Here is a 22905-nt window from a genome sequence, read left to right as displayed (position 1 = left end):
ACGCAATGAAAGCCAAGCAAGCTGAAAAACCCTTAAGTAGAGCGACACAGCGCGCCCTTGAGCGCGGTTACGACGAAACCGGGCCAGAGTGGGTGTTTGAGTTTGATATTGAGCCTCTAGGCGGTGACTTTGCCTACGAGGAAGGGGTTATCCGGCGGGACCCAAGCGCCGTCATTACCGTAGATGACACCCTCCACGTCTGGTACACCAAAGGCGAAGGCGAGACTGTCGGCTTCGGTAGCGACAACCCGGACGACAAAGTCTTTCCCTGGGACAAGACCGAGGTCTGGCACGCCACCTCAAAAGACGGTTACCACTGGAAGGAAGAAGGCCCTGCCGTTACCCCCGGCGCTGACGGCCGCTACGATGATCGTGCGGTTTTTACCCCCGAGGTGCTCGAACACCAAGGGCGCTTTTACCTGGTGTACCAGACAGTCCAGGCCCCATACGTCAACCGTAGCAAGGAACACATTGCCATCGCTCACGCTGACTCGCCGTTCGGCCCCTGGACAAAATTCGACGCTCCAATCCTGAGCCCTTCCGAGAATGGCGAATGGCTGGGAGACGAAGACAACCGCTTTCTGGTGAAAGAAAAAGGGGACTTCGACAGCCACAAGGTACACGATCCCTGCCTGATGTTTTATCGCGACCAGTTTTACCTTTACTACAAAGGGGAAACCATGGGAGAGGGCATGAACTTCGGGGGACGCGAAATCAAACACGGCGTCGCCATCGCGAATGACATTATTGGCCCTTATATAAAATCGCCCCTCAACCCCGTGACCAACAGCGGTCACGAAGTGGCCGTCTGGCATTTCAAGGGAGGCATTGCGAGCATTCTAACCACCGATGGCCCGGAAAAGAACACCTGCCAATGGGCCGAGGACGGCCTGAACTTTGACATTATGTCCCACATCAAGGGCGCCCCTGAGGCCATGGGACTGTACCGTGATCCCGGGTACGAGCACTCCGATGACCCAATCAGCGGTATTCGTTGGGGGCTGTGCCACAAATATGACAGCAGTTGGAACTGGAATTACATTTGTCAGTACCGGGCGCGCCGGCAAGTTCTCGACAGCGGCACCTTTCAGCAAACCGGGGGCTCAGGCATATAGACAAAAAAAGCCGGCGATGATGGTCGCCGGCTTTTTGTACGTTCTCCTCTCTGGTGACACAGCGTACTGTCAGCACCACCTTACAACACTCGAGCACCCTGCGCGGCATAACACATATACACTTTACAGTCCCGACCATACTCTTGCGCATAAGCCTGAGTGACCTGCTCTTTAATCACATGCGCCTTGTTGTTGGGCACCAGCGCGACGACACATCCCCCAAAACCACCACCGGTCATGCGAACACCACCGTCTTCTTCCAAGTGCTGTTCAACGGTTGAGACAATAAAGTCAATTTCCGGAATGGTAATTTCAAAGTCATCCCGCATCGACACGTGAGACGCCTTCATCATCGCATTCAACGTCTGATAGTCCGCTGAGGCCAACGCTTGGGCGGCAGCTACGGTACGCTCATTTTCGCTGATGACGTGCCGTGCTCGCCGGTAGGCCAGATCATCCAGCTGCCCTTTGTGTTGATTCAGCAGGGTCATGTCGGCCCCTCGAAGGCTCTTCACCTGAAGGTGCTCAGCGGCGCGCTCACAATCCGCTCGTCGATCATTGTACTCACTGCCCACCAGTTGCCGTTCGACCCGGCTGTCAATAATCATCAACGTCAACGCTTCCGGTATCGGAAAGCGATCGAAGGTCAACGACTGGCAATCGATGAGCAGCGCCCTGCCCTCCTGACCACCGGCCGAGGCCAACTGATCCATAATACCGCAGCTGCAACCGGCGAAATCATTCTCCGCCTGCTGCGCCACCAGCGCCTGAGTAGTGACATCCAGTTGCAAACCGTTGGCCTCGCTGCAGGCACCGGCGAACGCCACGGACAGGGACGCGGATGAACTCAGCCCGGCACCCCGCGGTACATTGCCCTCCACATACACATCCAGACCGGATAAGGTATGCCCTTTTTCCTGAAGGGCCACACAAACCCCCCGGAGGTAATTTGACCAGGGGCTGTCTTCGGAGCGGACGATGTCGTCTGTAAGAGACCATTCGCTGCAGTCTTGGGAAAAGTTTCCCGCCACCACGCGCACGACCGAGTCCGACCGTTTTCCTACGGCCATGTACGTGCCATATTCAATCGCGCAGGGAAACACAAACCCGTCATTGTAATCGGTGTGTTCGCCAATCAGGTTTACCCGCCCCGGCGCAAAGTAGGAAAAATCCGGATTCCGCTTGAAAAGCGTCTGGAACTGTTCTGTAACTCGATTAATCATTGTCAGCCTCTTAACGACGTCACGTTTCCAGGTAATGGACGGTACTGCATTCGCGCAGGCGCGCTGCGGCCTGCTCGGGTGTAATATCTCGCTGAGCTTCGGCGAGCATTTCGTAGCCGACCATAAACTTTTTGATGTCTTTACTTCGCAGCAGTGGCGGAAGAAAGATAGCGTGCAACTGCCAGTGGCGGTTGTCCTGACCATTAAAAGGATTCGCTCGCCAGCCCATGGAATACGGGAAGCTGCACTGGAACAGGTTGTCGTACCGGGTCAGGCTAAGCTTCATGATTTGGCTCAGGGACGCTTGTTGGGACTGTTTCAATCCGGAGAAATCCTGCACGGGAAAGCGCGGGAGAATCATGATCTCAAACGGCCAACACGCCCAAAACGGCACCACAACGACCCAGTCATCGTTTTTGTCGACGACACGCTGCCCTTGTTCCAGCTCAAGCGCGGCGTAATCCAACAACAGCTTGGAGCCGTGTTTATCCCAATAAGCTTTCAAGTTCCGGTCGATTTTTTCTGCTTCGGTGGGCAACTGGTCCTGCGCCCAAATTTGACCGTGCGGGTGGGGGTTGGAGCAGCCCATGACCGCCCCTTTGTTCTCGAAAATCTGAACCCAGGCGTACTGGCGAGACAGTTCGTCCATCTGGGTTCGCCAGGTGTCAATCACCCGCTCGATATCTTCGGGGGCCAACTGAGGCAGGCTTTTGGAGTGGTCTGGCGAGAAGCAGATCACTCGCGACTCGCCGCGAGCGGGCTCGTACCGAATCAGATCCCCTTGCTGGCCCGCCTCCTCCGGCGGGTCCGCCATCAATGCCGGAAAGTCATTCTGAAACACGTAGGTATGGGTGTACGCGGCATTCACATCGCCGGTTATGCGCGTGTTTCCCGGGCACAAGTAGCACTTTTCATCATAACTCTTGGCATCCGAGCGCTCGGCGCTTTCCGTCTGGCCTTGCCAGGGGCGCTTACTCCTGTGAGGCGATACCAGAACCCACTCCCCCAACAACGGATTGAAGCGGCGGTGACTCTTGTCGTTCAGTAAACTCATAGTGGCGATGACCTACCTCAGCAAATCGGTTGACGTAAACGGGCCACCGCTGTGGCCCGGCCCTTGGGCTTTCTGGTTTATCTAGGACTCGCTGGTGCGGTACCCCTGAGGGTTACGCTTCTGCCAGCGCCAAGTGTCTTCCATCATCTGTTTCAGGTCCCGCCGGGTGCGCCAGCCTAACTGCTCCCAGGCAAGTTCGGGCTCGGCGAAGCACTGGGCGATATCTCCCGGGCGCCGGGGAGCCAGCTCGTAAGGGATTTCAAGGCCACTGGCCTCAGAGAACGCCTTGACGACTTCCAGCACGGAGTAGCCAGTGCCGGTACCGAGGTTATAGACCCGGCACTCTGGCTCGACTTGAAACAACTGCTCCAAGGCGGCGACATGCCCAGCGGCTAAATCCATAACGTGGATGTAATCTCGCACGCCGGTGCCATCGCGGGTGTCGTAATCGCTTCCAAAGACTTTCAAACAGTGCAGTTTTCCCACCGCTACCTGGGCAATGAAAGGCACCAGATTATTGGGGATACCCGCCGGGTCCTCTCCGATCAGGCCGGACTCATGCGCGCCCACAGGGTTAAAGTAACGCAGCAGCGTGGTGTTCCACCGGGCGTCGGGCGCGGCGGACATATCTCTGAGGATGTCTTCAACGATCAACTTGGTCCGACCGTAGGGATTGGTAACCTGACAGGGGAAGGTTTCTTTGATCGGTACTGAGGCTGGGTCACCGTAGACGGTCGCGGAGGAGCTGAAAATCAGCTTCCGAACGTTGTGTTGCTCCATTACCCGAAACAGCGTGATTGACCCACCCACATTATTGTTGTGGTATTCCAGCGGCAAGGTCGTGGACTCCCCCACCGCCTTGAGACCGGCAAAGTGCATCACTGCCTTGATGTCATGGGCGGCGAAGACCTCTCCCAGGCGTTGCTCGTCCCGAATATCCACGGTGTAAACCGAGGGACGAACACCGGTGATCTGAGCCACCCGATCCAGCGCCACCTCATGGCTGTTGGAATAATTATCGACCACAACCGGCGTGAATCCGGCTTCAATCAGGGAAACGCACACGTGGCTCCCAATATAACCGGCCCCACCGGTGACAAGTACTTGCTGCTGTTGAGGCATAAATCGACCAACCCTTCGCATTTGTATATTGTATACAATATACTCGTTATGCCTGCCCAGCACAAGCGATCAGGGCTGCGCCGGAGATTGCGCTTCCACATCGGCCAGTGCCAGATCGGTCACTTTGCCCTGATACTTCTTGGGGGTAACACCGAACTGCTGTTTAAAGAGCGCAATAAAGTGGGACGGGCTGGAGAAGTCGAGCTCGTAGGCGATATTGGTGACCGACAGGCGGCTCTGGCTGAGCATTCTGGCAGCACTGTAGAGCCGGTGACGAATGCTGTATTCCGTGTAACTGTAGCGGAACACACTCTTGAACAGCCGAGAAAAATAGGAGGGTGACAGGTTGCACTTGGCGGCCGCCTCTTTCAGTGGCAGCGAGACGCTGCGGCTGTGACGGAAGAGGTTGATCACGGGCATCAACCGCTCGTAGCCAACGGTTCGCTGTATCGGTAGCGTATGCGGCGGTTTGACCGGGTAAGTGGCATCAGCAACCCAGTATAAAAGGAGTTTCAGCAACCATTGGGACTTCTCACTCTGGGGGCTTTCCTGATAGCTCTGCAGCAGCCACGCCACCAACTGTTTGATGTCCGGTACCGCCTTTTGGTTTGGCCTCAGGTGCATACCGTACTGGAAAAACGAGCCCACGGTCGCCATATCCGGCTCTTCCAAAAGACTCGGCAGAAACTGAATGATGTACCAGGACTTGGGCCGCTCCGAGAGTTCAAAGTCGTGAGTTTCCAGAGCGGGCGTAAAGACAATGTCCGAATCATTCAGGGTCGACTCGCCCTGGTTATAAAAAAACGCACCTTCGATATCCTGGAACACGATGAGCTCATGCACTTCGTGGAAGTGCATGAAGCAGGAGTATGGGTCTCCCTGGTTATAAACCACGTGATGCACTTCGAAATTAAAGCCCTTTTGAATACAAAAAGGTTCACAGTAGATATTGCTTGGCTTCATTTCAGTCGCCTCTTAGGCCGACGCAAGGCTCGCCCTCGTCATCGGAGAGCGCAAAAATATGACATTAATGAGCCTTTTACCGAAAGTCAACGCGCCTGAATGAGGTTACATTGACACTTTTACCCAAAGGGAGAGCCTATGATTGACTGTAAAGCACTGGTGTCTGACGGGCGCGGGCAATTCACTCTCAAGACGGTTCAGGTCGGTGAGCCGGGCCCCGGCGAGGTTCGCATAAAGCTGAAATCATCGGGCATCTGTCACACGGACTGGGACTCCATCCAGAACTGGGACCGGTCGTTTATCGTGGGCCACGAGGGCGCGGGCGTGGTAGAGGCGGTAGGCACCGGCGTGACCACTTGTGCCGTGGGGAACCGGGTTCTGCTGAACTGGGCCATTCCCTGTGGCGCCTGTTTTCAGTGCCGGGAGGGCAACCCCCACATCTGCGAGAACCACTCCCCGGTCTGCTCCGGCTCCCTGGCCGGCCACGCCCACCCGGAAGCCTGCCAACTGGAGGGTAAACCGCTCGAGCGCTCTTTCCATTTGGGCACCATGTCCGAGTACACGGTCGTTCGAGAACAGGCCGTCACCCCGTTGAACGCCGCCGTGCCGTTCAACACCGCCTCCATTATTGCCTGTGGCGTCATGACCGGCTGGGGCTCCGCGGTCAATGCCGCGAACGTCCGGGCGGGTTCCAGCGTCTGTGTGATCGGTTGTGGCGGCGTCGGCCTGAATGTCATCCAGGCCGCAGCGCTGTCAGGGGCTGCCCGGGTCATCGCCATTGACATCAGCGAGGAACGCCTGACCCAGGCACGCCAATTCGGAGCCACCCATACGGTACTCTCCGACCCTAAAGACACTGACTTCGACGGCGTTCTGCAGGACGTGTTGGCCCTGAATGACGGCCGCGGCGCCGATTACGCGTTCGAATGCACGGCGGTACCCGCGCTGGGTTCGGCCCCGCTGAAGTTGATCCGCAGCGCTGGCACAGCAGTGCAGGCCAGCGGGATCGAGCAACGGATTGACTTTGATTGCGAACTGTTCGAGTGGGACAAGATTTACATTAACCCCCTGTACGGCCAATGCAGCCCAACCCGGGACTTCCCCCGAATTTTCGACCTCTACGCCGCTGGCAAGCTTAAGCTGGATGAGCTGATTACGCGCACTTATACCCTGGAGTCCGCTGCCCAGGGGTTCGATGACATGCTGAAGGGCCGTCTGGCCAAGGGCGTCATCGTTATTGATGATGCGCTGTGATACTCACCGCCAACGTTAAAACCACGCACAGGAGCCGCCATGAGCCTTCAGCAAATCGAGCAGTCCGACCCCAAGTACACTCAGGATGGTTTGAGCCTCTTGACGGTGCACTCTTCCGCTCTCAAAGGGCGCGGCAATATCGCCTGCTACAACGCGTTTAGCGACGCGCGCGATATCCCCATCGTCATCCTGCTCCACGGAGTCTACGGAAACCACTGGGTCTGGATGAACCTGGGGGGCGTTGACCGGGTCTACGATCGCCTGCGGGCAAGCGCCGATATTGGCGAGATGCTCCTGGTCATGCCGGAGGACGGCAGCTATTACGCCGGTTCGGGCTACCTGCCATTGAGCCACGGACCGAATGCCGAGCGTTGGATCGTCGAGGATTGCCTGGAGGCGGTTCTGCGCTCGATTCCCTGTGTGTCCGAGCGCTCCAATGTGTACATCAGCGGGCTTTCCATGGGGGGCTATGGCGCCCTGCGACTGGGGGCCAAGTACCCGGGCCGGTTCAAGGGCATCTCGGCTCATTCGGCCATTACCCGGTTGGACGAAATGGCACTTTTCGTCGATGAGGATTTAAGCCTGTACCAGTGTGGGCACCCCAAGGAGGCCGACCTGCGCTATTGGACGCAGGAAAATCTACACCAGCTCCCGCCAATCCGCCTCGACTGCGGAGAAGATGACGACTTGCGTGGCGGGAATGTAGAGTACTCACGGTTGTTGGATCAGCTCGGCAAATCGCACGACTTCCAACTACTCCCCGGGGGGCACGAGTGGCCCTACTGGCACAGGGCTGTGGAGCGCACTTTTCGGTTTTTGAGCGACCTTGAATATATATGATTTATATAATTTAGTCCTATGATATGTTCACAATAGACATTAGGCTTGCCGTCACTTACAATTGTACACAATCGACCACCAACGCGATAAGCCTATGTTCAACAGCCCAGTAATTTCCGTCAAAGATCAAATCGCCGACCAGCTTCGCTCCGACATCATTTCCGGAGAGCTGGCCCCCAGCTCCAAGCTCAGTGAGCAGACGCTCTCAGAGCGTTTTGGCGTTTCTCGCGGCCCCATTAGGGAAGTGCTCTTGCAACTGACCAAAGAAGGCCTGCTGGTTTCAAAAAACAATTGCGGTGTCTCGGTCAACAGCGCGCTCAGCAGCAGTATGCAAGAGTTGATGATCGACATTCGTCGGAAGATTGAAACCTTTGCACTGTCAAACTTGAAAAGCGCCCTCAATGACGAGGACTTCAAAAACCTGGATACCATTCTGGATCGTATTCAGACCGCCTTCACCCAGGAAGACTTTACCGAAGTCACCAAGGCGGATATCGATTTTCACCGCTATCTGGTGTTTAAGGCCGGCGGTGCCGAGCTGGTCAACCTGTGGTACCCGATCGTGCTGCGCATGCGCATGAACTACAAGCGTCTGTCCACGCCCAAAGAGTGTGTTCAGGAGCACCAGGCCATCGCCGACGCGCTGAAAGCAGACGACCTGGAACTGGCCAAAAAGTGCTTGCTGGCCAATATTAAGTAGGGCTGAGTCATTCCGCCCTCATTTTCGGCCGGCCTCTGCCGGCCCTCCTCTGCTCGACCGCCCCGTTATACTCCGTCCCGACCTGTATTTTGTTGACAATTTTCCAGCATTGTGGAATTCTCAGGGTACACTGATAACAAATTGAGCCCTTTGGTATTAAGACGGCCGCTCACTAAAGAGCGGGGCCTCGGGGCCAGAACCAAAAGGTTTCCGCTATGGCTTCGTTGGTCCAATCCATCGTGGTGGTGGGAGGTGGGACCGCTGGCTGGCTGACCGCCGGACTCATCGCCGCTGAACACCAAAGCCGCATCCAACAACAAGCGCTGACGATTACCCTTTGTGAATCCCCCTCCGTGCCGACTGTAGGCGTCGGCGAAGGCACCTGGCCGACCATGCGTGGGACACTGCAAAAACTGGGGCTGTCAGAAACCGAATTCGTGCGCCGTTGCCATGCGAGCTTTAAGCAGGGCTCGCGCTTTGACCGCTGGAACGAGGACACAGCGTCGGATGTGTACTACCACCCCTTTGCGGTTCCCGAAGGCCTGTCCGAGGTCAATCTCGCTGATTTTTATTGCACCGAAAAACCGTCCCAATCCTTCGCGGCGTTGATATCGGCTCAGGTTTCCTTGTGCGAGCAGGGCCTGGCACCGAAACAGATCACTCACCCCGAATTTTCAGGTGCGGTGAACTACGGCTATCACCTGGATGCGGGCGCTTTCACCCAGCTATTGCGGGAGCACTGCACCGAGACGCTCGGTGTTCGACACTTGTGGGATGACGTTGTCGCCGCACCTCTCGGTGAGGATGGCGCCATCACTCATATTCAGACCAAAGCACACGGTGACATTCTGGGAGAGCTCTTTGTCGACTGCACCGGTTTTCGTTCATTTCTGCTGGGTGAACAACTGCAAGTGCCGTTTCAACCCTGCAACAACGTGCTGATGGCCGACGCGGCGATCACCGCCCATGTGGCGTACCCCTCACCCCAGGCACCGATTGCTGGCTACACGCGCTCCACGGCTCAAGAGGCCGGCTGGATTTGGGACATTGGTCTGCAGAACCGCCGCGGCGTTGGCCACGTCTACGCCAACGACTATTTATCAACCGAAAAAGCCGTTGATCAGTTCAAAGCCTATATCGCCGCGTCGGGCGCAACGGTTGCGGATCAGAACATTCGAGACATCCGCTTTCAGGCAGGCAGGCGGGCGCGCTTTTGGCACAAGAACTGTGTCGCCGTCGGTCTGTCCGCCGGCTTTCTCGAGCCGCTTGAAGCCTCTGCCATGGTCATGATTGAGCTGGCCGCAGAAGCCATTGCCGAGCAGCTACCGAGCGTCACCGCCGATATCCCCATCGCGGCGAAGCGCTACAACGACACCTTTGATTACCACTGGCAACGCACGGTCGAGTTCCTGAAGTTGCACTATGTTCTCAGCAAGCGCCAAACGCCTTTCTGGGAGGACAACCGTCACCCGGACAGTATCCCCACACGCCTCGCCGACCTGCTGGCACTCTGGGCCCATCGCGCCCCCAGGAACAGCGACTTCGAGCGTCGGAGCGAGCTGTTTCAAGCCATCAGCTATCAATACATCCTGTACGGGATGGCGTTCCCCACCGCGACGGTTCGAACGTTGAGCCATAGACAAGCTCACCTGGCGGACACTGTGATGGCCAGAAACCAGAAAATGATTCATGGGCTGACCGAAACATTGCCCGCCCATCGCGACCTCCTTGAGAAAATTCATAAATACGGCCTCGCTAGCATCTAGCGGCACTGGAGCATTGTATGACCTCACCCCAATACGTCCCTCTCGATGAAAAGAAACATCGCCACTTAACCCTCAATACGGCGCCCCGCCTGCAGGCGCTGACACAAAAAGACACAGCGTTTATTGTGCTTGAGGAGGTGATCCCGCTCGCCAATGAGTACCCGCTATTCATTACCAAAAACCCCACCACGGGCCAATTCCAATTGGTTGCCCTCCTGGGGTTGGATAAACGTCAAAACCTGTTTATTGAGAACGGCCAGTGGCAAGCGTTTTTTCTGCCGATGGAATGCACAACCTACCCTTTCCGGCTCTACCTCCCGGAAGCGGACAGTAGCGACCGTGGGCTCATTACCCTGGACCCCAACCATCCGGCGTTCAGCAATGAGGGCGGCACCGCACTATTCACCCCCTCGGGAGAGCCCAGCCCCATGCTCACGCGCATACAACAATGCTTTGCAACGCTGATGCAGGGTACCGAGGCGACCCAGCGCTTCTTAACCGAGATACAGCACCACCAACTGCTCGAACCCGTTACCATTGATTACGAAAACCCGACGGGCGAAAAAGTCAGCCTCACCGGGTTTTATCAGATCGATGAAGCCGCGTTGGCCGCGCTCGAACCGGAGCCGCTCAAGTCGCTTCATGACAGTGGCGCCTTACGCACCTGTTACGCCCTCTTGAACGCCCGCACCCATATCGAAAAGCTCGCTCACTGGCTCAAGCGAACGCATAGCCAGTAGTCTGAAGCCGACGCCCCCAGAGAGCATATTTATGATGTTTTTTGGTGGTTTCACCCTATAACTGCGCCACAGAGAACCATAATATGACAGATAGCAGCCAGGAACCCGGTAAAGGAATTCCTGGCTTAAAACGATGCTATCGACGTTGGAGGCCCACTTATGAGTCAGTCAGATCATCCCGATCCGTTCAAAGAGGCTCGCACGAACACCGGCGTTCAGGAAATTGATGATCAGAGTGACCCGGTCGCCATGGTGTTGCGCCTGAAGGATGTTCGCAAGTGCGCTCGAAACTGGGAAACCTACTCCTCTCAAGCCAGAGCGGGTCGTATTGTAGTTCCCTCAGAAGTGAACATTCGCGATATTCGCCAGGTGCCGTTCGAGCTGGACCCCCCACTCCACGGTGAGTTTCGCCAGATTATGGACCCCTGGTTCAAACGCCCCCTGGAAGAGGGCTACCAGAACGCATTGAGAGAGCAGATTCGCACACTGATTCAAGCGGCCAATAACAGTGACGCCGTCGAGGCCGTTCACGACTTTTCCCTGCCGCTTCAATCCCGCGCCCTGACCCTGTTGCTCAATGTGCCCTTTGAGGAGGCGGACACCTACATCAGTTGGGGTACCCACGTGTTCCGCAGTGAGGACAACCCCCTCGATGCCGGAAAGGCCCAGGTGTTGTACGACTATATCGACCGGAAAATGGACGAGGCCGAGGCCAACCCCGGGGACGATCTGTTCTCCGTGCTGCTTGCGTCCACCGTCGAGGACCGTCCCGTCACTCGGGAAGAAGTGATGGGCGCAATCGTGCTGACCTTTGCGGGTGGCCGGGACACGGTCATTAACATGGTCACCAATACCCTGGCCTACCTGGCGGACCACCCGGAAGCGCTGGAGCGATTAAGAAGCGAGCCGGAGATCCACCGGCGTGCCATCGAGGAACTGATTCGTTACTTCTCGCCCCTGACCCATATGGGCCGTGTGGCGACCGAAGAGAGCAGCGTATGCGAGCACGCGGTGAAAAAAGATTCGAGAATTTCCTTATGCTGGGCATCGGCCAACCGGGACGACACCGTCTTTGAAAGACCCAACGAAGTGGTGCTCGACCGCAAGGTGAACCCGCATATCAGCTTTGGTTTTGGGCACCACAACTGCCTGGGAGCCACTCACGCCCGCACCATCCTCAAAATTTTGATTGAAGAGCTGTGTGAAAACGTCGGGCGCATCCAGATCAAGGACCAGGAAGAGAACATTGAACACTGGGGCCCGTTCGACCGAAAAGTGGGCTACAACAACATTCAACTCGCGTTTGATGCTCTGACGTCATAAACACGATAACCGACAAACCGACAAACCGATCATGACTGTATCAGGTGACTTTTATGGCCAAAATTACCTTTATTACCCAAGACAACGACACCATCACCGCAGAAGCCACCACAGGCACGGTTATGGAGCTGGCCGTCGACAACGGCGTGCAGGGTATTGACGGGGACTGCGGCGGCGTTTGCTCCTGTGCGACCTGCCATGTACACGTCCGCCCGGAAGACTTCGAGAAAACCGGTGGTCCCAATGACATTGAGAAAGACATGCTTGAGCTGGACGATGAAGTCTCCGAATACAGCCGGCTGTCCTGCCAGCTGGACGTGTCTGAAGCACTGGATGGCATCATTCTCAAGGTGGCTCACTAAACATGGCCTATTCCTCCGAACAAGAGGCCGTCTGTGTCATCGTTGGTGCAAGCCACGGCGGTGTCAATAGCGCGTTTGCGCTGAGAAAAGAGGGTTGGACCGGACGCATCATACTGGTCGACAAAGATGACGCTTTACCGTATCACCGGCCACCGCTGTCAAAGGCATTTTTGACCTCGGACGACGGTATCAACAGCATTCTTCTCAAGCCTGAAAGCGCTTACCACCACAACAACATTGAATTGATGCCCGGCGTGACAGTGGCCTCTATTGATCGCGGCCGAAAAACACTGCTGCTGGATAACGGCGAGACGCTGGCCTACTCAAAACTGATTCTGGCCGTTGGAGCCTCGCCCATTATCCCGCCCATTCAGGGCATTGATACTACGGCCGCTGTATTCCCGCTCAGAACCGCCACCGACGTTCATCACATCAAAGCCGCCGTTGCACCTGCCCAGGGCAAGCGTGCTGTGGTGATCGGGGGTGGTTACATCGGGCTCGAAGCGGCCGCTTCGCTCACCAAAATGGGGGTTTCTGTGACCGTTGTTGAGCGGGAAGAGCGTGTGCTGGCGCGAGTGACCAGCCCGGAGTTGTCCGCTTTTTTCGAGCAGTTACACCGGGACAATAACGTTGCCATTCACACGCAGAAGAATGTGGTTTCACTCGGCGACGTCGACGGTAGACCGTGCGTCAGGTGTGAGGACGGCGCGCAATACCAGGCCGATGTGGTGATTATCGGGGTAGGCATCGTCGTCAATATTGAATTGGCTGAAGAGGCGGGCCTGGACATTGAAAACGGCATTGCGGTCGATGCCCATGCCCGGACCAGTGATCCGGATATTTACGCGATCGGCGACTGTACCTTCCACTACAACCCCCGCTACGACCGCAAGGTACGCCTGGAGTCAGTACAGAATGCCGTGGATCAAGGCAAAATTGCAGCAGCGGCCATTGCGGCAACGCCACGTGACTACGACAGCATTCCGTGGTTCTGGTCCGACCAGTACGACGTGAAGCTACAGATTGTGGGGTTGTCCGCCGGTTATGACAATATCGTCACCCGCACGGAAAGCGAAAGCTCTCCGCCCCGGCTTTCGGTATGGTATTTCCGCGGCGAGCAACTTCTCTCTGTGGATGCCGTCAACCAACCCAAAGCCTACGTTATCGGCACCAAGCTGATTAAAGAGGGGCGACCCGTGAACAAAGAAACGTTAGCCAACCCCTCAACAGAGCTCTCCCTCAGTAACCTGGCCGTGTAAGGCCAGGTACTTTAAAGAATTCCGATCAATCTTCAAACAGAAGACCCGGCAAATACAGCGCTATCTCAGGCACGAAAACCAGTAATAACAACACCCCGAACAGTGGCACGAGAAAGGGCAGCGTCGCACGCACACATTCTTCGAACGGCGTTCTGGATACCTTTGCCAATACATAGAGAACCATGCCAACGGGCGGCGTCAGTAAGCCAATCATCAGATTGAGCACGAACACCACCCCAAGATGAACCGGGTCAATGCCCACAGACAGCGCGACAGGTAGCACCAGCGGTGCGAGAATTGTAATCGCGGCGATCGTTTCCATGAAAAAACCGACCACAAAGACAATGGCCATAATCAACAGCAGAACGGCCGTCTTGTCGCTGGTCATGGCCAACAAGCCACTGGCGAGCCCATCCGCGACTTGATTCGCCGTGAGTACCCAGGCGAACAACGCCGCCGAAGCAACAATCATGAGTACGGACGCTGTTGTCTCAACCGTTGCCACCATGGCGTCAAGGATCGCCCGCCAACGTAGCGTCCTGAACAAGACACAACCCACTAGCATCGTGAATGCCACCGCGGCAATGGCCGCTTCGGTCGGCGTAAAAACCCCACATACGATACCGCCGACAATGATGATCGGCGTTAATAGTGGCAAAATCGCGGATTTGGCAGCACGCAGCGCGAATCGCACCGAAAACGCCGCCTCGCGCCGAAAGCCGCGGCGGACCGCCGTAACATGCACCATTACCATCAGCGCGATCGCCATGATCAGCCCGGGCAGCAAACCCGCTGCAAACAACCTCCCGATCGACACTTCGGCGACCACGCCGTAAACAATCAGTGGTAACGAAGGGGGGATGATCGGTCCGATCGTCGATGAGGCCGCCGTAACACCCACGGAAAAGCCACGCTCATAGCCGGCATCGCGCATGGCTTTGATCTCGACGGCGCCGAGACCGCCAGCATCGGCAACGGCAGCACCTGACATTCCGGCGAACACGACGCTGGCACCGATGTTGACATGCCCCAGGCCGCCCGGAGCCCAGCCGACGAGCGCGCGCGCAAAAGCGAATATGCGCTCTGTAAAGCCGGCGGCATTCATCAGGTGCCCAGCAAGAATGAAAAACGGAATGGCACTCAGCGTAAAGCTGTCGAGTCCGCCGATCATGGTATGAGCGGCAGCAACCCCAGCGATGCCCTCGCTGAGAAAATACGCGAGCGATGACAGACCCAGTGCGACATAAACCGGCGCCCCGGAAAGAATCAGCGCAAACAGAAGCACCAGTACAAGTAGCAATATCATCATACGGCGTCCTCGTCCCCGGCACTTCTATCGATTTCGCTCAGGATCTCACGGCTACTGAGACCCGCTCTCTGGATGAGACGCCATACCGCAACGACTGTGGTGGAAAACAGCGCTGCCGCAACAAACCAGTAGACGATACTCTTTGGCAGATCGACCGAAATCATACGCCGATCTGCTTCAATCGAGAGCCAGACGGCAAGCAGCGTCAGCACCGCATGAAACACAACGCTGACGAGATCGACCATAATCGCCAGCGGTTTTATACTGGCCAGGGACACGCGACGGTAGATGACCTCAAGAAAAATGTGTTCGCCTTTCCGAAGCGCGGTCGTCGAACCGGCGTAGGCCACACCTATTAACAGGTACCGGGCAATTTCCTCTGTCCAGGCGACGCTGTCATTGAGGACGTACCTCGACAGGAACTGCAATAGCACAATGGCGGCGAGTGCCACAAATAACGCTAATGCAGGCCAGTCGATCCAGTGGATTCGGGCAGCCGACCTACTATTCATGGTTTCGCAAGCTCCCTCAGTCGCGTCAGGTAAGACGCATCGAATGGATAGGCATGGTCCTCAAAATAGGCGTCGACAGCCTTTCGAAACGCGTCTCGATCCACCTCAGTGACAGTCAGGCCCTTATCTACAAACCACTCGACCAGCTCAACCTCGTCGGCCGCAATCTCCTCAGAGGCCCGCCGCGCCGCTCTGTCCGCTACGTCCTTGAGCAACGCTGCATCCTCTTCGCCTAGCTCATCGAGAGTCCGGTGCGACACGAGAGTCAGCAGTGAGGGAGCTATATGCCCTGTCAGATTGATGTGCGACTGTACTTCGTAAAAGCGCTTTAACCGGATGGTTGTCAGCGGGTTTTCCTGAGCGTCGATCACGCCCTGCTGCAATGCGAGATAAACCTCCGAAAATGGCATCGGAGCTGCGTTGGCACGCGTCGCTCTAGGTAAGATCAGATACATTGGCGCATTCGGTACGCGAATTTTCAGGCCCCGCATGTCATCCGGGTGCAAAATCGGCTTGTTTGCAGTGACATGCCGGAAACCGTAATAGGTCAGCCCTATGACTTCCGTGTCCGTTGCCCGGCCGAACGCTGTCGCCATTTCCTCAAACAACGACGAGTCGCGGTATGCCTGCCAATGTTCAAAATTATCGATGGCATACGGAAAATCAGACAGTGCAATCGGCGGATACTCGTTCGCGACGAGTGAAGCGCCAGTATAGATAATGTCAATGGCACCCAGCGCCAGTGACTCGTTGATGGCGCTTTCCTTTCCCAGTGCCGAGGCCGGATAGACACGCACACGATAACGGCCATTGGTCCGCTCTTCGAACTCCCTGGCCGCTATAAGCGTCTGTTGATGAAACGGCGAACTGATTTCATAAACATGTGCCCAACGCAGCGTCCGCGTGCCCTCGACACGCCAGAGAATAATCAGTAGCAGAGTCACCGCGACTGTCGTGCACAGAATCAGAGCAGCGCGGTATTGGCGCATCATAAACCAGATCTCCAGCAGGAAGTGTCGCAACAGGGCCGTGTAAGACTAGGTTACAGCGACACCTCCAACGGCCACCCTTCAAACTGATCGTCCTTCTTAGGATCGGCCTGCCAGGGCCAACACTCAAACACGACCTTCTGCTTCCGAGTATTGACCCGAACCAAGCCATAGCCCTCGCTTTTTAAACGATGGTCAAATAAGAATTTGCCCCAGCTGTCATTACCCTCCTCGAAGGTCGCGTGGGACACTCTCGGGTTGGCCACGGCCAACACCCGCATCTTGTTGCCGAAGGTATCGACAAAATGGCCGGTATTGGGGTCGTCATTTCTCGGGTTTTCCAACTTTCCATAGCCCTCAAACCAGCGCTGCCAAAACGCGGCCGCTGCGGGCCCAGAGAAAAACAGAGGGCCGTCCTCGTAATCATCTACGCCCTGAACGCACATCATTCCCAGGTGCTGGTCACCAGAGAGCACAATCGCACCGGCTTTCTGAATCAACTGCAGTGCCCGCCGACGCCCATCGGGTGGGTAGCCATTGGCATCGTAGTCCAGCAGCGGCTTCCCGTGTTCGTCTGTTTGAGGGGAACCCCAAATCGAGGCGGTCAACACCATCTTGGGTAGTTCCGGGTAGGTTTCTGCCCACTCAGCGAGAAAACGTTCCTGACGTTCGCCCAGGAGTTCGCCTTTCACGGTCAACGGATCAGCATCGTAGTCGGGTGGAGATTTAAACTTTCGATCTTCCACGAAAGCAAAGTTCACACCGCCATAGATAAACGAGCCATAGCTGACGGGAATTCCGCCCTTGATCGGGGTAGGGTCATAGCCATCCGGGTTGTGGCCACACTGAACCCGATAGACCATCCGCACCAGGTCAATTTCGTGTTTGAAACCGCCATCTTCCTCGGCGTCGCCACCGGAAACACCGCCCTGCCCCCAGAGGTTACCCTGGAGAATATCGTGGTCATCCACCAACACAATGGAGGGTTTGTGCCGTATCGAGTCGCGGAAGGTCCAGTACCACAGGTACCAGCGATATAAGGTATCGAGCTTCGCATCCGGGGTATTACGGCCAACCCGAGTGGGATACGTCTCGTAGTATTGGTCACCACAAAACACAAACAGGTCCGGGTCGTGTGTCTGGCAGTTCGACACCAGCTCCCGGTGCGGAAACAGAATGTTGTCCAGCGTGTAACGCCCCAACGTTCGCTCCTGTGGAATGGCCGGTTTGTAAAAACCATCATCCAGACTTTTCGCGGTTGGCAAAATACAGGAGAACAGCGCAATATTCAGGGGATGTTCGCCGCCGGAATCAGCCGCTATGCTCCCTTCAAACAGCGGGGATGGTTGGGACTCGGCGAAAGTGATTCGGTAGTCGTAAGCCTCCGACGAGGTCCAGTCATCGCGGCGAAACCGGGCGATATAGCCGTCTTCGATCCGAGCGGTGTCGATTCGCTGCCAGACGTCACCTTTTTTACGCTTCACTTCAAGGCAAGCGGCCGGGTGAGCGTCGGTCGAGAGCGGCATGAATTGCGCCGTCAACTTCAGGGTCTTGCCATTCAGAGAGTACATGCACCCCATGACTGGCCCCAACGCATTTCCATCCGCTTCGGTCACTTTCTTGCCACCGGTTTGCACATCCTTGAACCACCAACGGGCCCCTGCGCCCTCCTCTGCCGAAGGAGAGGACACCAGCATAACGCCGCCTTCCAGCTCGTGGGGCAAGACTCCTGTACGGACCACAAAGCCCAGTTCCTGCTCACTTTCAGCATCAAACGCGACCAGTCGCACGTCGAAACGTCCACCGGGAACCGGATCGATATGGCAATCCAATACGATCTCCCGTTCACCCACGGGTGCGCCCTGAATCGCTCGCTCTCGAACAATGGCTTCATACGCCAGAGGATGGGCGTGATCACTGAAGTCCCGGAACCCCAAGCCTCCGTTGGTATCCAGGGTAGCCATAAAGCCACCGCCGACTCCGGAAAACCGTTGAGCCAAGGAGGCCGAGCGATAATCCAATTTACCGCCGCCGACGCCTAACAACAGACCACAAAATCCACCGGCGCCGGGGTCCAAAGTGCCCACCGTGACTCGAATTCTGGCGGGTTCGTGACGATTATTGAGCGAACGCGTAAGCAGGGAAACTGTGCGGCACTCAAAGTTTTGATCGCCCCGAAGACACTCGATGCGCCCGTCTCGCGCTTGCCAATCCTGCAGACGGTTGCCCCAGAAATCAGCCCCGAGCCACGTCTGTTGTTGAACGGGAATTGACGCTGCCAGCGGTCGCACAGATGTCAGCCTTTCGCGTTTAGCCGCCGCGAGTGCCGCAGCACTTGGGACGGCCATGGCCGCCCCCAGACTGACCGAAGCGGCTTTAATAAAGTCTCGTCTTTTCATAGTGTTGGCCTTCTCTGAAAATTACTTCGCGTCAAAACGTCGCTGGTAGAGAGATTCACCAATCTCCTTCGCCGCTTCCACCATTTCGGGATAGGGGGTATCGGTCACATCCACAAAGCCGACGTTGTAGTTTTCCCCGTCGTAAGCGCGTCCGGTAATGGGCGAGTCCATATACTGGAACCAATGCCCCCCCACAAAGTACGGGTTATCGATCAGAGACTTCATATAGTCCTTGTACATCCGGGCCCGATCCTGCTGACTGGAGGCGTGAATCAACCCCGGGTGAAACAGTCCGCGATCAGTAGCGCCAATGTGCCATTCGCCGATAATGCTCGGCATATCAATATCTTTCAGAAAGTCCCATTTGATTTTGGTCAACCCTTCTTTGTAAGCGTTGTAACTTACGACATCAACATACTTGGCGGCAGAGCGCACTACCTCAATCGGCATCCCCCAATCCGGTAGTCGAGAGCCCAAATACAAATGGTTCGGCATGTGCTTCTCCAGCGCTTGGTCGACTATCCGATAGTATTCGGACGCATAAAGCTCCAGCATTGAGGAGTAATCCTCGCGCTGCGCTGGGGTAATCGCTTTGGGGTCAAAGCCTTCGGCGAATGCTTCCCAACTCGCCAGATCAATATCCCAGGCGGCATTCAGCGCTTCGATGCTCTCGTACCGCTCACGCATCGCACGGGTAAATTCACGCTTGGTGGGCACACTCTTAGCATCTCGACCCAGAGTGTTAATCACAATGCCATAGCGCAGCTGATCGGATTCGGGACGACCGAAACTCATTTCGTTATCGATAAAGACCCCAACAGCCCATGGGCTGCCCTGCACTTCGCGCGCGACTTTCGCTGCAGTGGCATTGGCACGCTCAGTGAATTTTGGATCAAAGACATCCGGAAGGGGCCCCCAGAAGTCATTGCCACTGGATACGGTTTTGAAATCACCGATGATCCAGCCGTTGGCAAAGTACGGGATTGTCTCGTTGTCGTAGAACTGTGGGTCGGTCCAGTTGCCCAATGACGTGAACCCCCAATTCAGCATGCGCGCAATAGTGACCCGCTCCCAGTCCTTGAGGAAGGAGCTCGGTGTCTCTTCACCGTATTTACGCTCCAGGTTGGCCTGGTAAAAGCTGAAGGTTTCACCATGATCGAGTGGGCCCGAGTGGGCATCCCGGCGGTAGCTGTAATGATTGGCCAGCTCATGATCGAAACCTGGCAACCACTTGAACATATTCGCCCGTGTTTCTGACGCTACAAACCGTGATGCCTTTGCTTCGTCACTGACAGAAATCATACCAATCGAGTCTTCCGGGGTCAGCTCGTCTTTATCCCGCTTCTTGATCAAGTCCTGATCGTAATCATAGCCGGTCATGGTAGTGGTGTTTGAAAGTCGGATAATATCCAGGCCGGTGGCGAAGTACAGGTAGCCTTCCGGGTCCACCAGGGACCACTTGCCGTTGTACTTTTCGGTACGAAAGTACCCGGTTGCCTCCAGCTGTGGGCCATTTTTCCAGCCTCCAAACTTGGAGCGATCCGCCATCATTCCTTCTTTGAGAGAAGCGGTTTCTTCCTTTCGGCGCTGAATCAGCTCGTCCTCGGATTGGACTTTTCCCGGATAGTCAACTTTGGCATTCTGACCAAACCGGTCCACGATCCCCACCAGGAAGTCCTTCTTCATGGGGGGGTTGGACTCGAGCCGAATGTCATCTATCAATACTTTTTTATCGAACAAGGCGCCCTGAACGCTCAGGCTGATTTTAGTAATCTTGGCGGTGTTGAGCTGTTGAGTGCCCCACATCCAGACGAACATCTCATCCTCTGAATCCCAAGTGGGTGGGTTGGACCTCAGACCGGAGGAGAAGTTAAGCTCGGTATCGTCACCGTCATAGGTGCCTTCGATGTCGTGGCCGGACATCTTGGCGTAGTAGGTTTTGAAATCACCCACCGGAACATTCACACTTCGGGTGAACACATTGCCATCCGCGTCTTCCACGTTCAGGTAAATCTGCGTCGAGTGTTCACCGATACTTTTCATGTCCATCCGAAGGTTGAAGCTCTCATATTGGCTCCAATCCCAAGGGGCTTCCGGCTTAAAGGTCACGCCGGAATAGCTGCTTTCAGTGGCTTTGAACTCCACCGAAAGCACATTGCCTTCTTCGGGACCGGGCTGCAGCGAAAGATTGGCACTACTGGGTTTTACGCTGCTTTTGACTCCCTCTTCAAAGTCATACAACACTTCCAGAAGTTGCGCTTGGGGCTTAGGGTCGCTTTCACGTTCTTTCGTGTCGGAATCGCAGGCCGCGAGCGCCAGGGAACAGATCAGAATTGAGATACTTTTATTAATCGTAAGGAGTCTCATCGTAAACCACTTTATTCTAGTTACACAAAAAGCCAGTTACGGTGCCGTAACTGGCGTCAAATACAGCTTATTGTAATAAAGTCCGCTTTACTCAAAACGGCTGCTTTGGTGCGAACCACTTCTTCCCGCTTATCGTTCCGAGCGGGAAGAAGTCGAACCAATTTACTCCTGAAAGTAAACCGTTTTCTTTTCGAGGTACTGTTCAAGGCCATAGCGACCGTCCTCACCACCGGCACCACTGAGTTTCCAGCCGTTGTGGAATCCTTGATGCTGTTCGCCGATCCCGCGGTTGACATAGACCTCACCGCTTTCGACTTCATCAATGTACCGATGGATATAGTTCAAGTTATTGGTAAAGAGGTACGTGGAGAGACCGTAGATGCTGTCGTTGGAGTACTCAATCGCCTCATCAATGCTGGAGATTTTTACCACCGGAAGAATCGGGCCGAAGGTTTCTTCGTGAACCAGAACGTTATCCTGCTTCACATCGCCCAGCACCGTCGGCTGATACCAATGGCCATTGGGAAACGCTTTCACTTCTGCAACGCCTCCACCGGTTAGCACCTTGGCGCCCTGCTCTACGCCTTCTTTCACCAGCTTGTCGATGTTTTCAATTTCCCGGGCATTCACCTTGGGACCCATGGTCGTTTCCGGGTCCATCGGGTCGCCCAGTTTGATCGACTCCACCATTGGAACCAGCTTTTCGATAAACCGGTCGTACAGGCTCTCATGCACATACACCCGCTCAGCACAGGTGCATACCTGACCACAGTTACTGAAACGCGTTGTGAAGGTTTCTTCTACTGCCTTATCAAGATCGGCATCCTCCATAATGATCAAAGGCGCCTTACCACCCAGTTCCAGCATAACCGGCGTGAGGAGGTCCGCACTGGTGCGGGAAATGATCTGCCCCGCCCGGGTGCTGCCGGTCATGGTAATCAGCTTGGTCAAGGGGCTTTCGCACAAATGCTGTCCCACAACAGAGCCATGACCGTTGACAATGTTCAGAACGCCGGCAGGAATGCCCGCCTCGTTCGCAATGTCACCCAGCGCCAATGTTGCCAAAGGCGTCTCCTGGGTCGGTTTCACCACAATGGAGTTCCCGGTCACCAACGCCGGGCCGATTTTCCGGCCAGCAAGCGCCAGGGGGAAGTTCCAGGCGGTAATCGCGACAACCACGCCACGCGGCACTTTGTGAATATAAATTTTCTCACCCGGACGATCAGAGGGCAGGATATCCCCCTCGATCGTCAGCGCGTTGTCGCAGGCATATTCTATGAAGGTACAGGTCGCCTCAACTTCGGCTTCTGCTACGGAGAGCAGTTTGCCCTGCTCCGCTACCAGAAGCTCCGCCAGGCCCTGCTTTTTGCCTCGAATGCCTTGCGCAAACGCACGAAGGATTGACGCACGCTCACGAGCGGTCAGCTTGGCCCACTGTTTTTGACCCTGGCTGGCAGAATCAAGCGCGCTCTGAGCGTCCTCTTTGGTTCCTCCCGGAACCTCACCGACTACGTCACCCGTGGTTGGGTTATAGACTTTGATGGTCGAGTCCGAGTTGGACGCTACGTACTTGCCACCAATGAAGTTGAGGTTGTTCTTAATCATGAG

At 55.9% G+C, this 22905-nt stretch carries 19 protein-coding genes; 9 read left to right on the top strand and 10 right to left on the bottom strand.

The features are described 5' to 3' along the window. Positions 1-5: 5 nt before the first annotated feature. Positions 6-1115 carry a glycoside hydrolase family 117 protein gene (locus G547_RS0112710; protein WP_027330186.1) on the top strand — a complete coding sequence of 370 codons (1110 nt, stop codon included), beginning with the start codon at positions 6-8 and terminating at the stop codon, positions 1113-1115. An 80-nt stretch (positions 1116-1195) separates the two neighbouring features. On the opposite strand, the gene galK is transcribed toward G547_RS0112710, so the two are convergent. The 4 genes from galK to G547_RS0112690 form a co-directional block, all read right to left on the bottom strand. After that, positions 1196-2338 carry a galactokinase gene (gene galK, locus G547_RS0112705; RefSeq protein ID WP_027330185.1) on the bottom strand — a complete coding sequence of 381 codons (1143 nt, stop codon included), beginning with the start codon at positions 2336-2338 and terminating at the stop codon, positions 1196-1198. Between the two features lie 19 nt (positions 2339-2357). After that, positions 2358-3392: a UDP-glucose--hexose-1-phosphate uridylyltransferase gene (locus G547_RS0112700; RefSeq protein WP_027330184.1), complete on the bottom strand. Its 1035-nt coding sequence runs from the start codon at positions 3390-3392 to the stop codon at positions 2358-2360. An 81-nt stretch (positions 3393-3473) separates the two neighbouring features. Next, positions 3474-4514, bottom strand: a complete 1041-nt coding sequence (galE, locus tag G547_RS0112695) for a UDP-glucose 4-epimerase GalE (RefSeq protein ID WP_027330183.1) — start codon at positions 4512-4514, stop codon at positions 3474-3476. A gap of 69 nt (positions 4515-4583) precedes the next feature. After that, the gene (locus G547_RS0112690; RefSeq protein WP_027330182.1) at positions 4584-5477 is read right to left on the bottom strand and encodes an AraC family transcriptional regulator; all 894 of its coding nucleotides are present in this window, start codon (positions 5475-5477) and stop codon (positions 4584-4586) included. Positions 5478-5615: 138 nt separating this feature from the next. On the opposite strand from G547_RS0112690, the gene G547_RS0112685 reads away from it, so the two are divergent. From G547_RS0112685 to G547_RS0112650, 8 genes are all read left to right on the top strand, one after another. Beyond that, positions 5616-6731: a Zn-dependent alcohol dehydrogenase gene (locus G547_RS0112685; protein WP_027330181.1), complete on the top strand. Its 1116-nt coding sequence runs from the start codon at positions 5616-5618 to the stop codon at positions 6729-6731. 39 nt (positions 6732-6770) lie between these two features. Next, complete coding sequence (locus G547_RS0112680; protein ID WP_027330180.1) at positions 6771-7571, top strand: alpha/beta hydrolase; 801 nt, start codon at positions 6771-6773, stop codon at positions 7569-7571. A 94-nt stretch (positions 7572-7665) separates the two neighbouring features. Further along, on the top strand, positions 7666-8271 hold the full coding sequence (locus G547_RS0112675; protein ID WP_027330179.1) for a GntR family transcriptional regulator: 606 nt from the start codon (positions 7666-7668) through the stop codon (positions 8269-8271). A gap of 215 nt (positions 8272-8486) precedes the next feature. Further along, positions 8487-10037 (top strand): tryptophan halogenase family protein, encoded by a 1551-nt coding sequence (locus G547_RS0112670; RefSeq protein WP_027330178.1) that lies wholly within the window; start codon positions 8487-8489, stop codon positions 10035-10037. Positions 10038-10054: 17 nt separating this feature from the next. Continuing rightward, a complete protein-coding gene (locus tag G547_RS0112665; RefSeq protein ID WP_027330177.1) occupies positions 10055-10777 on the top strand; it encodes a SapC family protein in 723 nt (240 codons plus the stop codon). Between the two features lie 159 nt (positions 10778-10936). Beyond that, positions 10937-12100, top strand: a complete 1164-nt coding sequence (locus G547_RS0112660; RefSeq protein WP_027330176.1) for a cytochrome P450 — start codon at positions 10937-10939, stop codon at positions 12098-12100. A gap of 53 nt (positions 12101-12153) precedes the next feature. Further along, positions 12154-12462, top strand: coding sequence for a 2Fe-2S iron-sulfur cluster-binding protein (locus G547_RS0112655; protein ID WP_027330175.1), 309 nt, complete (start codon positions 12154-12156; stop codon positions 12460-12462). 2 nt (positions 12463-12464) lie between these two features. Beyond that, positions 12465-13721 (top strand): NAD(P)/FAD-dependent oxidoreductase, encoded by a 1257-nt coding sequence (locus G547_RS0112650; RefSeq protein WP_027330174.1) that lies wholly within the window; start codon positions 12465-12467, stop codon positions 13719-13721. A 25-nt stretch (positions 13722-13746) separates the two neighbouring features. On the opposite strand, the gene G547_RS0112645 is transcribed toward G547_RS0112650, so the two are convergent. The 6 genes from G547_RS0112645 to aldA all read right to left on the bottom strand — a co-directional run bounded on the left by G547_RS0112645 (position 13747) and on the right by aldA (position 22902). Then, positions 13747-15030, bottom strand: a complete 1284-nt coding sequence (locus tag G547_RS0112645; RefSeq protein ID WP_211224558.1) for a TRAP transporter large permease — start codon at positions 15028-15030, stop codon at positions 13747-13749. Continuing rightward, the gene (locus tag G547_RS21350) at positions 15027-15542 is read right to left on the bottom strand and encodes a TRAP transporter small permease (RefSeq protein WP_051235406.1); all 516 of its coding nucleotides are present in this window, start codon (positions 15540-15542) and stop codon (positions 15027-15029) included. Before G547_RS21350 ends, G547_RS0112645 begins: the two co-directional genes overlap by 4 nt. After that, the gene (locus tag G547_RS21345) at positions 15539-16534 is read right to left on the bottom strand and encodes a sialic acid TRAP transporter substrate-binding protein SiaP (protein WP_051235404.1); all 996 of its coding nucleotides are present in this window, start codon (positions 16532-16534) and stop codon (positions 15539-15541) included. The genes G547_RS21350 and G547_RS21345 overlap by 4 nt, the downstream gene beginning before the upstream one ends. Positions 16535-16584: 50 nt before the next feature. Beyond that, on the bottom strand, positions 16585-18930 hold the full coding sequence (locus G547_RS0112630; protein WP_027330172.1) for an alkaline phosphatase D family protein: 2346 nt from the start codon (positions 18928-18930) through the stop codon (positions 16585-16587). Positions 18931-18951: 21 nt separating this feature from the next. Then, complete coding sequence (locus G547_RS0112625; RefSeq protein ID WP_027330171.1) at positions 18952-21297, bottom strand: beta-galactosidase; 2346 nt, start codon at positions 21295-21297, stop codon at positions 18952-18954. A 162-nt stretch (positions 21298-21459) separates the two neighbouring features. After that, a complete protein-coding gene (aldA, locus tag G547_RS0112620; RefSeq protein WP_027330170.1) occupies positions 21460-22902 on the bottom strand; it encodes an aldehyde dehydrogenase in 1443 nt (480 codons plus the stop codon). Between the last annotated feature and the right edge of the window lie 3 nt (positions 22903-22905).

Origin of the sequence: Marinimicrobium agarilyticum DSM 16975 (assembly GCF_000423345.1) — a bacterium.
GTDB classification, from domain to species: Bacteria; Pseudomonadota; Gammaproteobacteria; order Pseudomonadales; family Cellvibrionaceae; genus Marinimicrobium; species Marinimicrobium agarilyticum.
The sequence above is the reverse complement of the archived record's forward strand: the minus strand, read 5'-3'. Positions and strand labels throughout refer to the sequence as shown.

Excerpts from the sequence above, each read along its gene's own strand:
- G547_RS0112675 (WP_027330179.1), top strand. The coding sequence starts at position 7,666 with ATGTTCAACAGCCCAGTAATTTCCGTCAAAGATCAAATCGCCGACCAG.
- G547_RS21350 (WP_051235406.1), bottom strand. The coding sequence starts at position 15,542 with ATGAATAGTAGGTCGGCTGCCCGAATCCACTGGATCGACTGGCCTGCA.
- G547_RS0112665 (WP_027330177.1), top strand. The coding sequence starts at position 10,055 with ATGACCTCACCCCAATACGTCCCTCTCGATGAAAAGAAACATCGCCAC.
- G547_RS0112700 (WP_027330184.1), bottom strand. The coding sequence starts at position 3,392 with ATGAGTTTACTGAACGACAAGAGTCACCGCCGCTTCAATCCGTTGTTG.
- G547_RS21345 (WP_051235404.1), bottom strand. The coding sequence starts at position 16,534 with ATGATGCGCCAATACCGCGCTGCTCTGATTCTGTGCACGACAGTCGCG.
- aldA (WP_027330170.1), bottom strand. The coding sequence starts at position 22,902 with ATGATTAAGAACAACCTCAACTTCATTGGTGGCAAGTACGTAGCGTCC.
- G547_RS0112625 (WP_027330171.1), bottom strand. The coding sequence starts at position 21,297 with ATGAGACTCCTTACGATTAATAAAAGTATCTCAATTCTGATCTGTTCC.
- galK (WP_027330185.1), bottom strand. The coding sequence starts at position 2,338 with ATGATTAATCGAGTTACAGAACAGTTCCAGACGCTTTTCAAGCGGAAT.
- G547_RS0112650 (WP_027330174.1), top strand. The coding sequence starts at position 12,465 with ATGGCCTATTCCTCCGAACAAGAGGCCGTCTGTGTCATCGTTGGTGCA.
- G547_RS0112660 (WP_027330176.1), top strand. The coding sequence starts at position 10,937 with ATGAGTCAGTCAGATCATCCCGATCCGTTCAAAGAGGCTCGCACGAAC.
- G547_RS0112670 (WP_027330178.1), top strand. The coding sequence starts at position 8,487 with ATGGCTTCGTTGGTCCAATCCATCGTGGTGGTGGGAGGTGGGACCGCT.
- G547_RS0112645 (WP_211224558.1), bottom strand. The coding sequence starts at position 15,030 with ATGATGATATTGCTACTTGTACTGGTGCTTCTGTTTGCGCTGATTCTT.
- G547_RS0112630 (WP_027330172.1), bottom strand. The coding sequence starts at position 18,930 with ATGAAAAGACGAGACTTTATTAAAGCCGCTTCGGTCAGTCTGGGGGCG.
- G547_RS0112685 (WP_027330181.1), top strand. The coding sequence starts at position 5,616 with ATGATTGACTGTAAAGCACTGGTGTCTGACGGGCGCGGGCAATTCACT.
- galE (WP_027330183.1), bottom strand. The coding sequence starts at position 4,514 with ATGCCTCAACAGCAGCAAGTACTTGTCACCGGTGGGGCCGGTTATATT.
- G547_RS0112655 (WP_027330175.1), top strand. The coding sequence starts at position 12,154 with ATGGCCAAAATTACCTTTATTACCCAAGACAACGACACCATCACCGCA.
- G547_RS0112680 (WP_027330180.1), top strand. The coding sequence starts at position 6,771 with ATGAGCCTTCAGCAAATCGAGCAGTCCGACCCCAAGTACACTCAGGAT.
- G547_RS0112690 (WP_027330182.1), bottom strand. The coding sequence starts at position 5,477 with ATGAAGCCAAGCAATATCTACTGTGAACCTTTTTGTATTCAAAAGGGC.
- G547_RS0112710 (WP_027330186.1), top strand. The coding sequence starts at position 6 with ATGAAAGCCAAGCAAGCTGAAAAACCCTTAAGTAGAGCGACACAGCGC.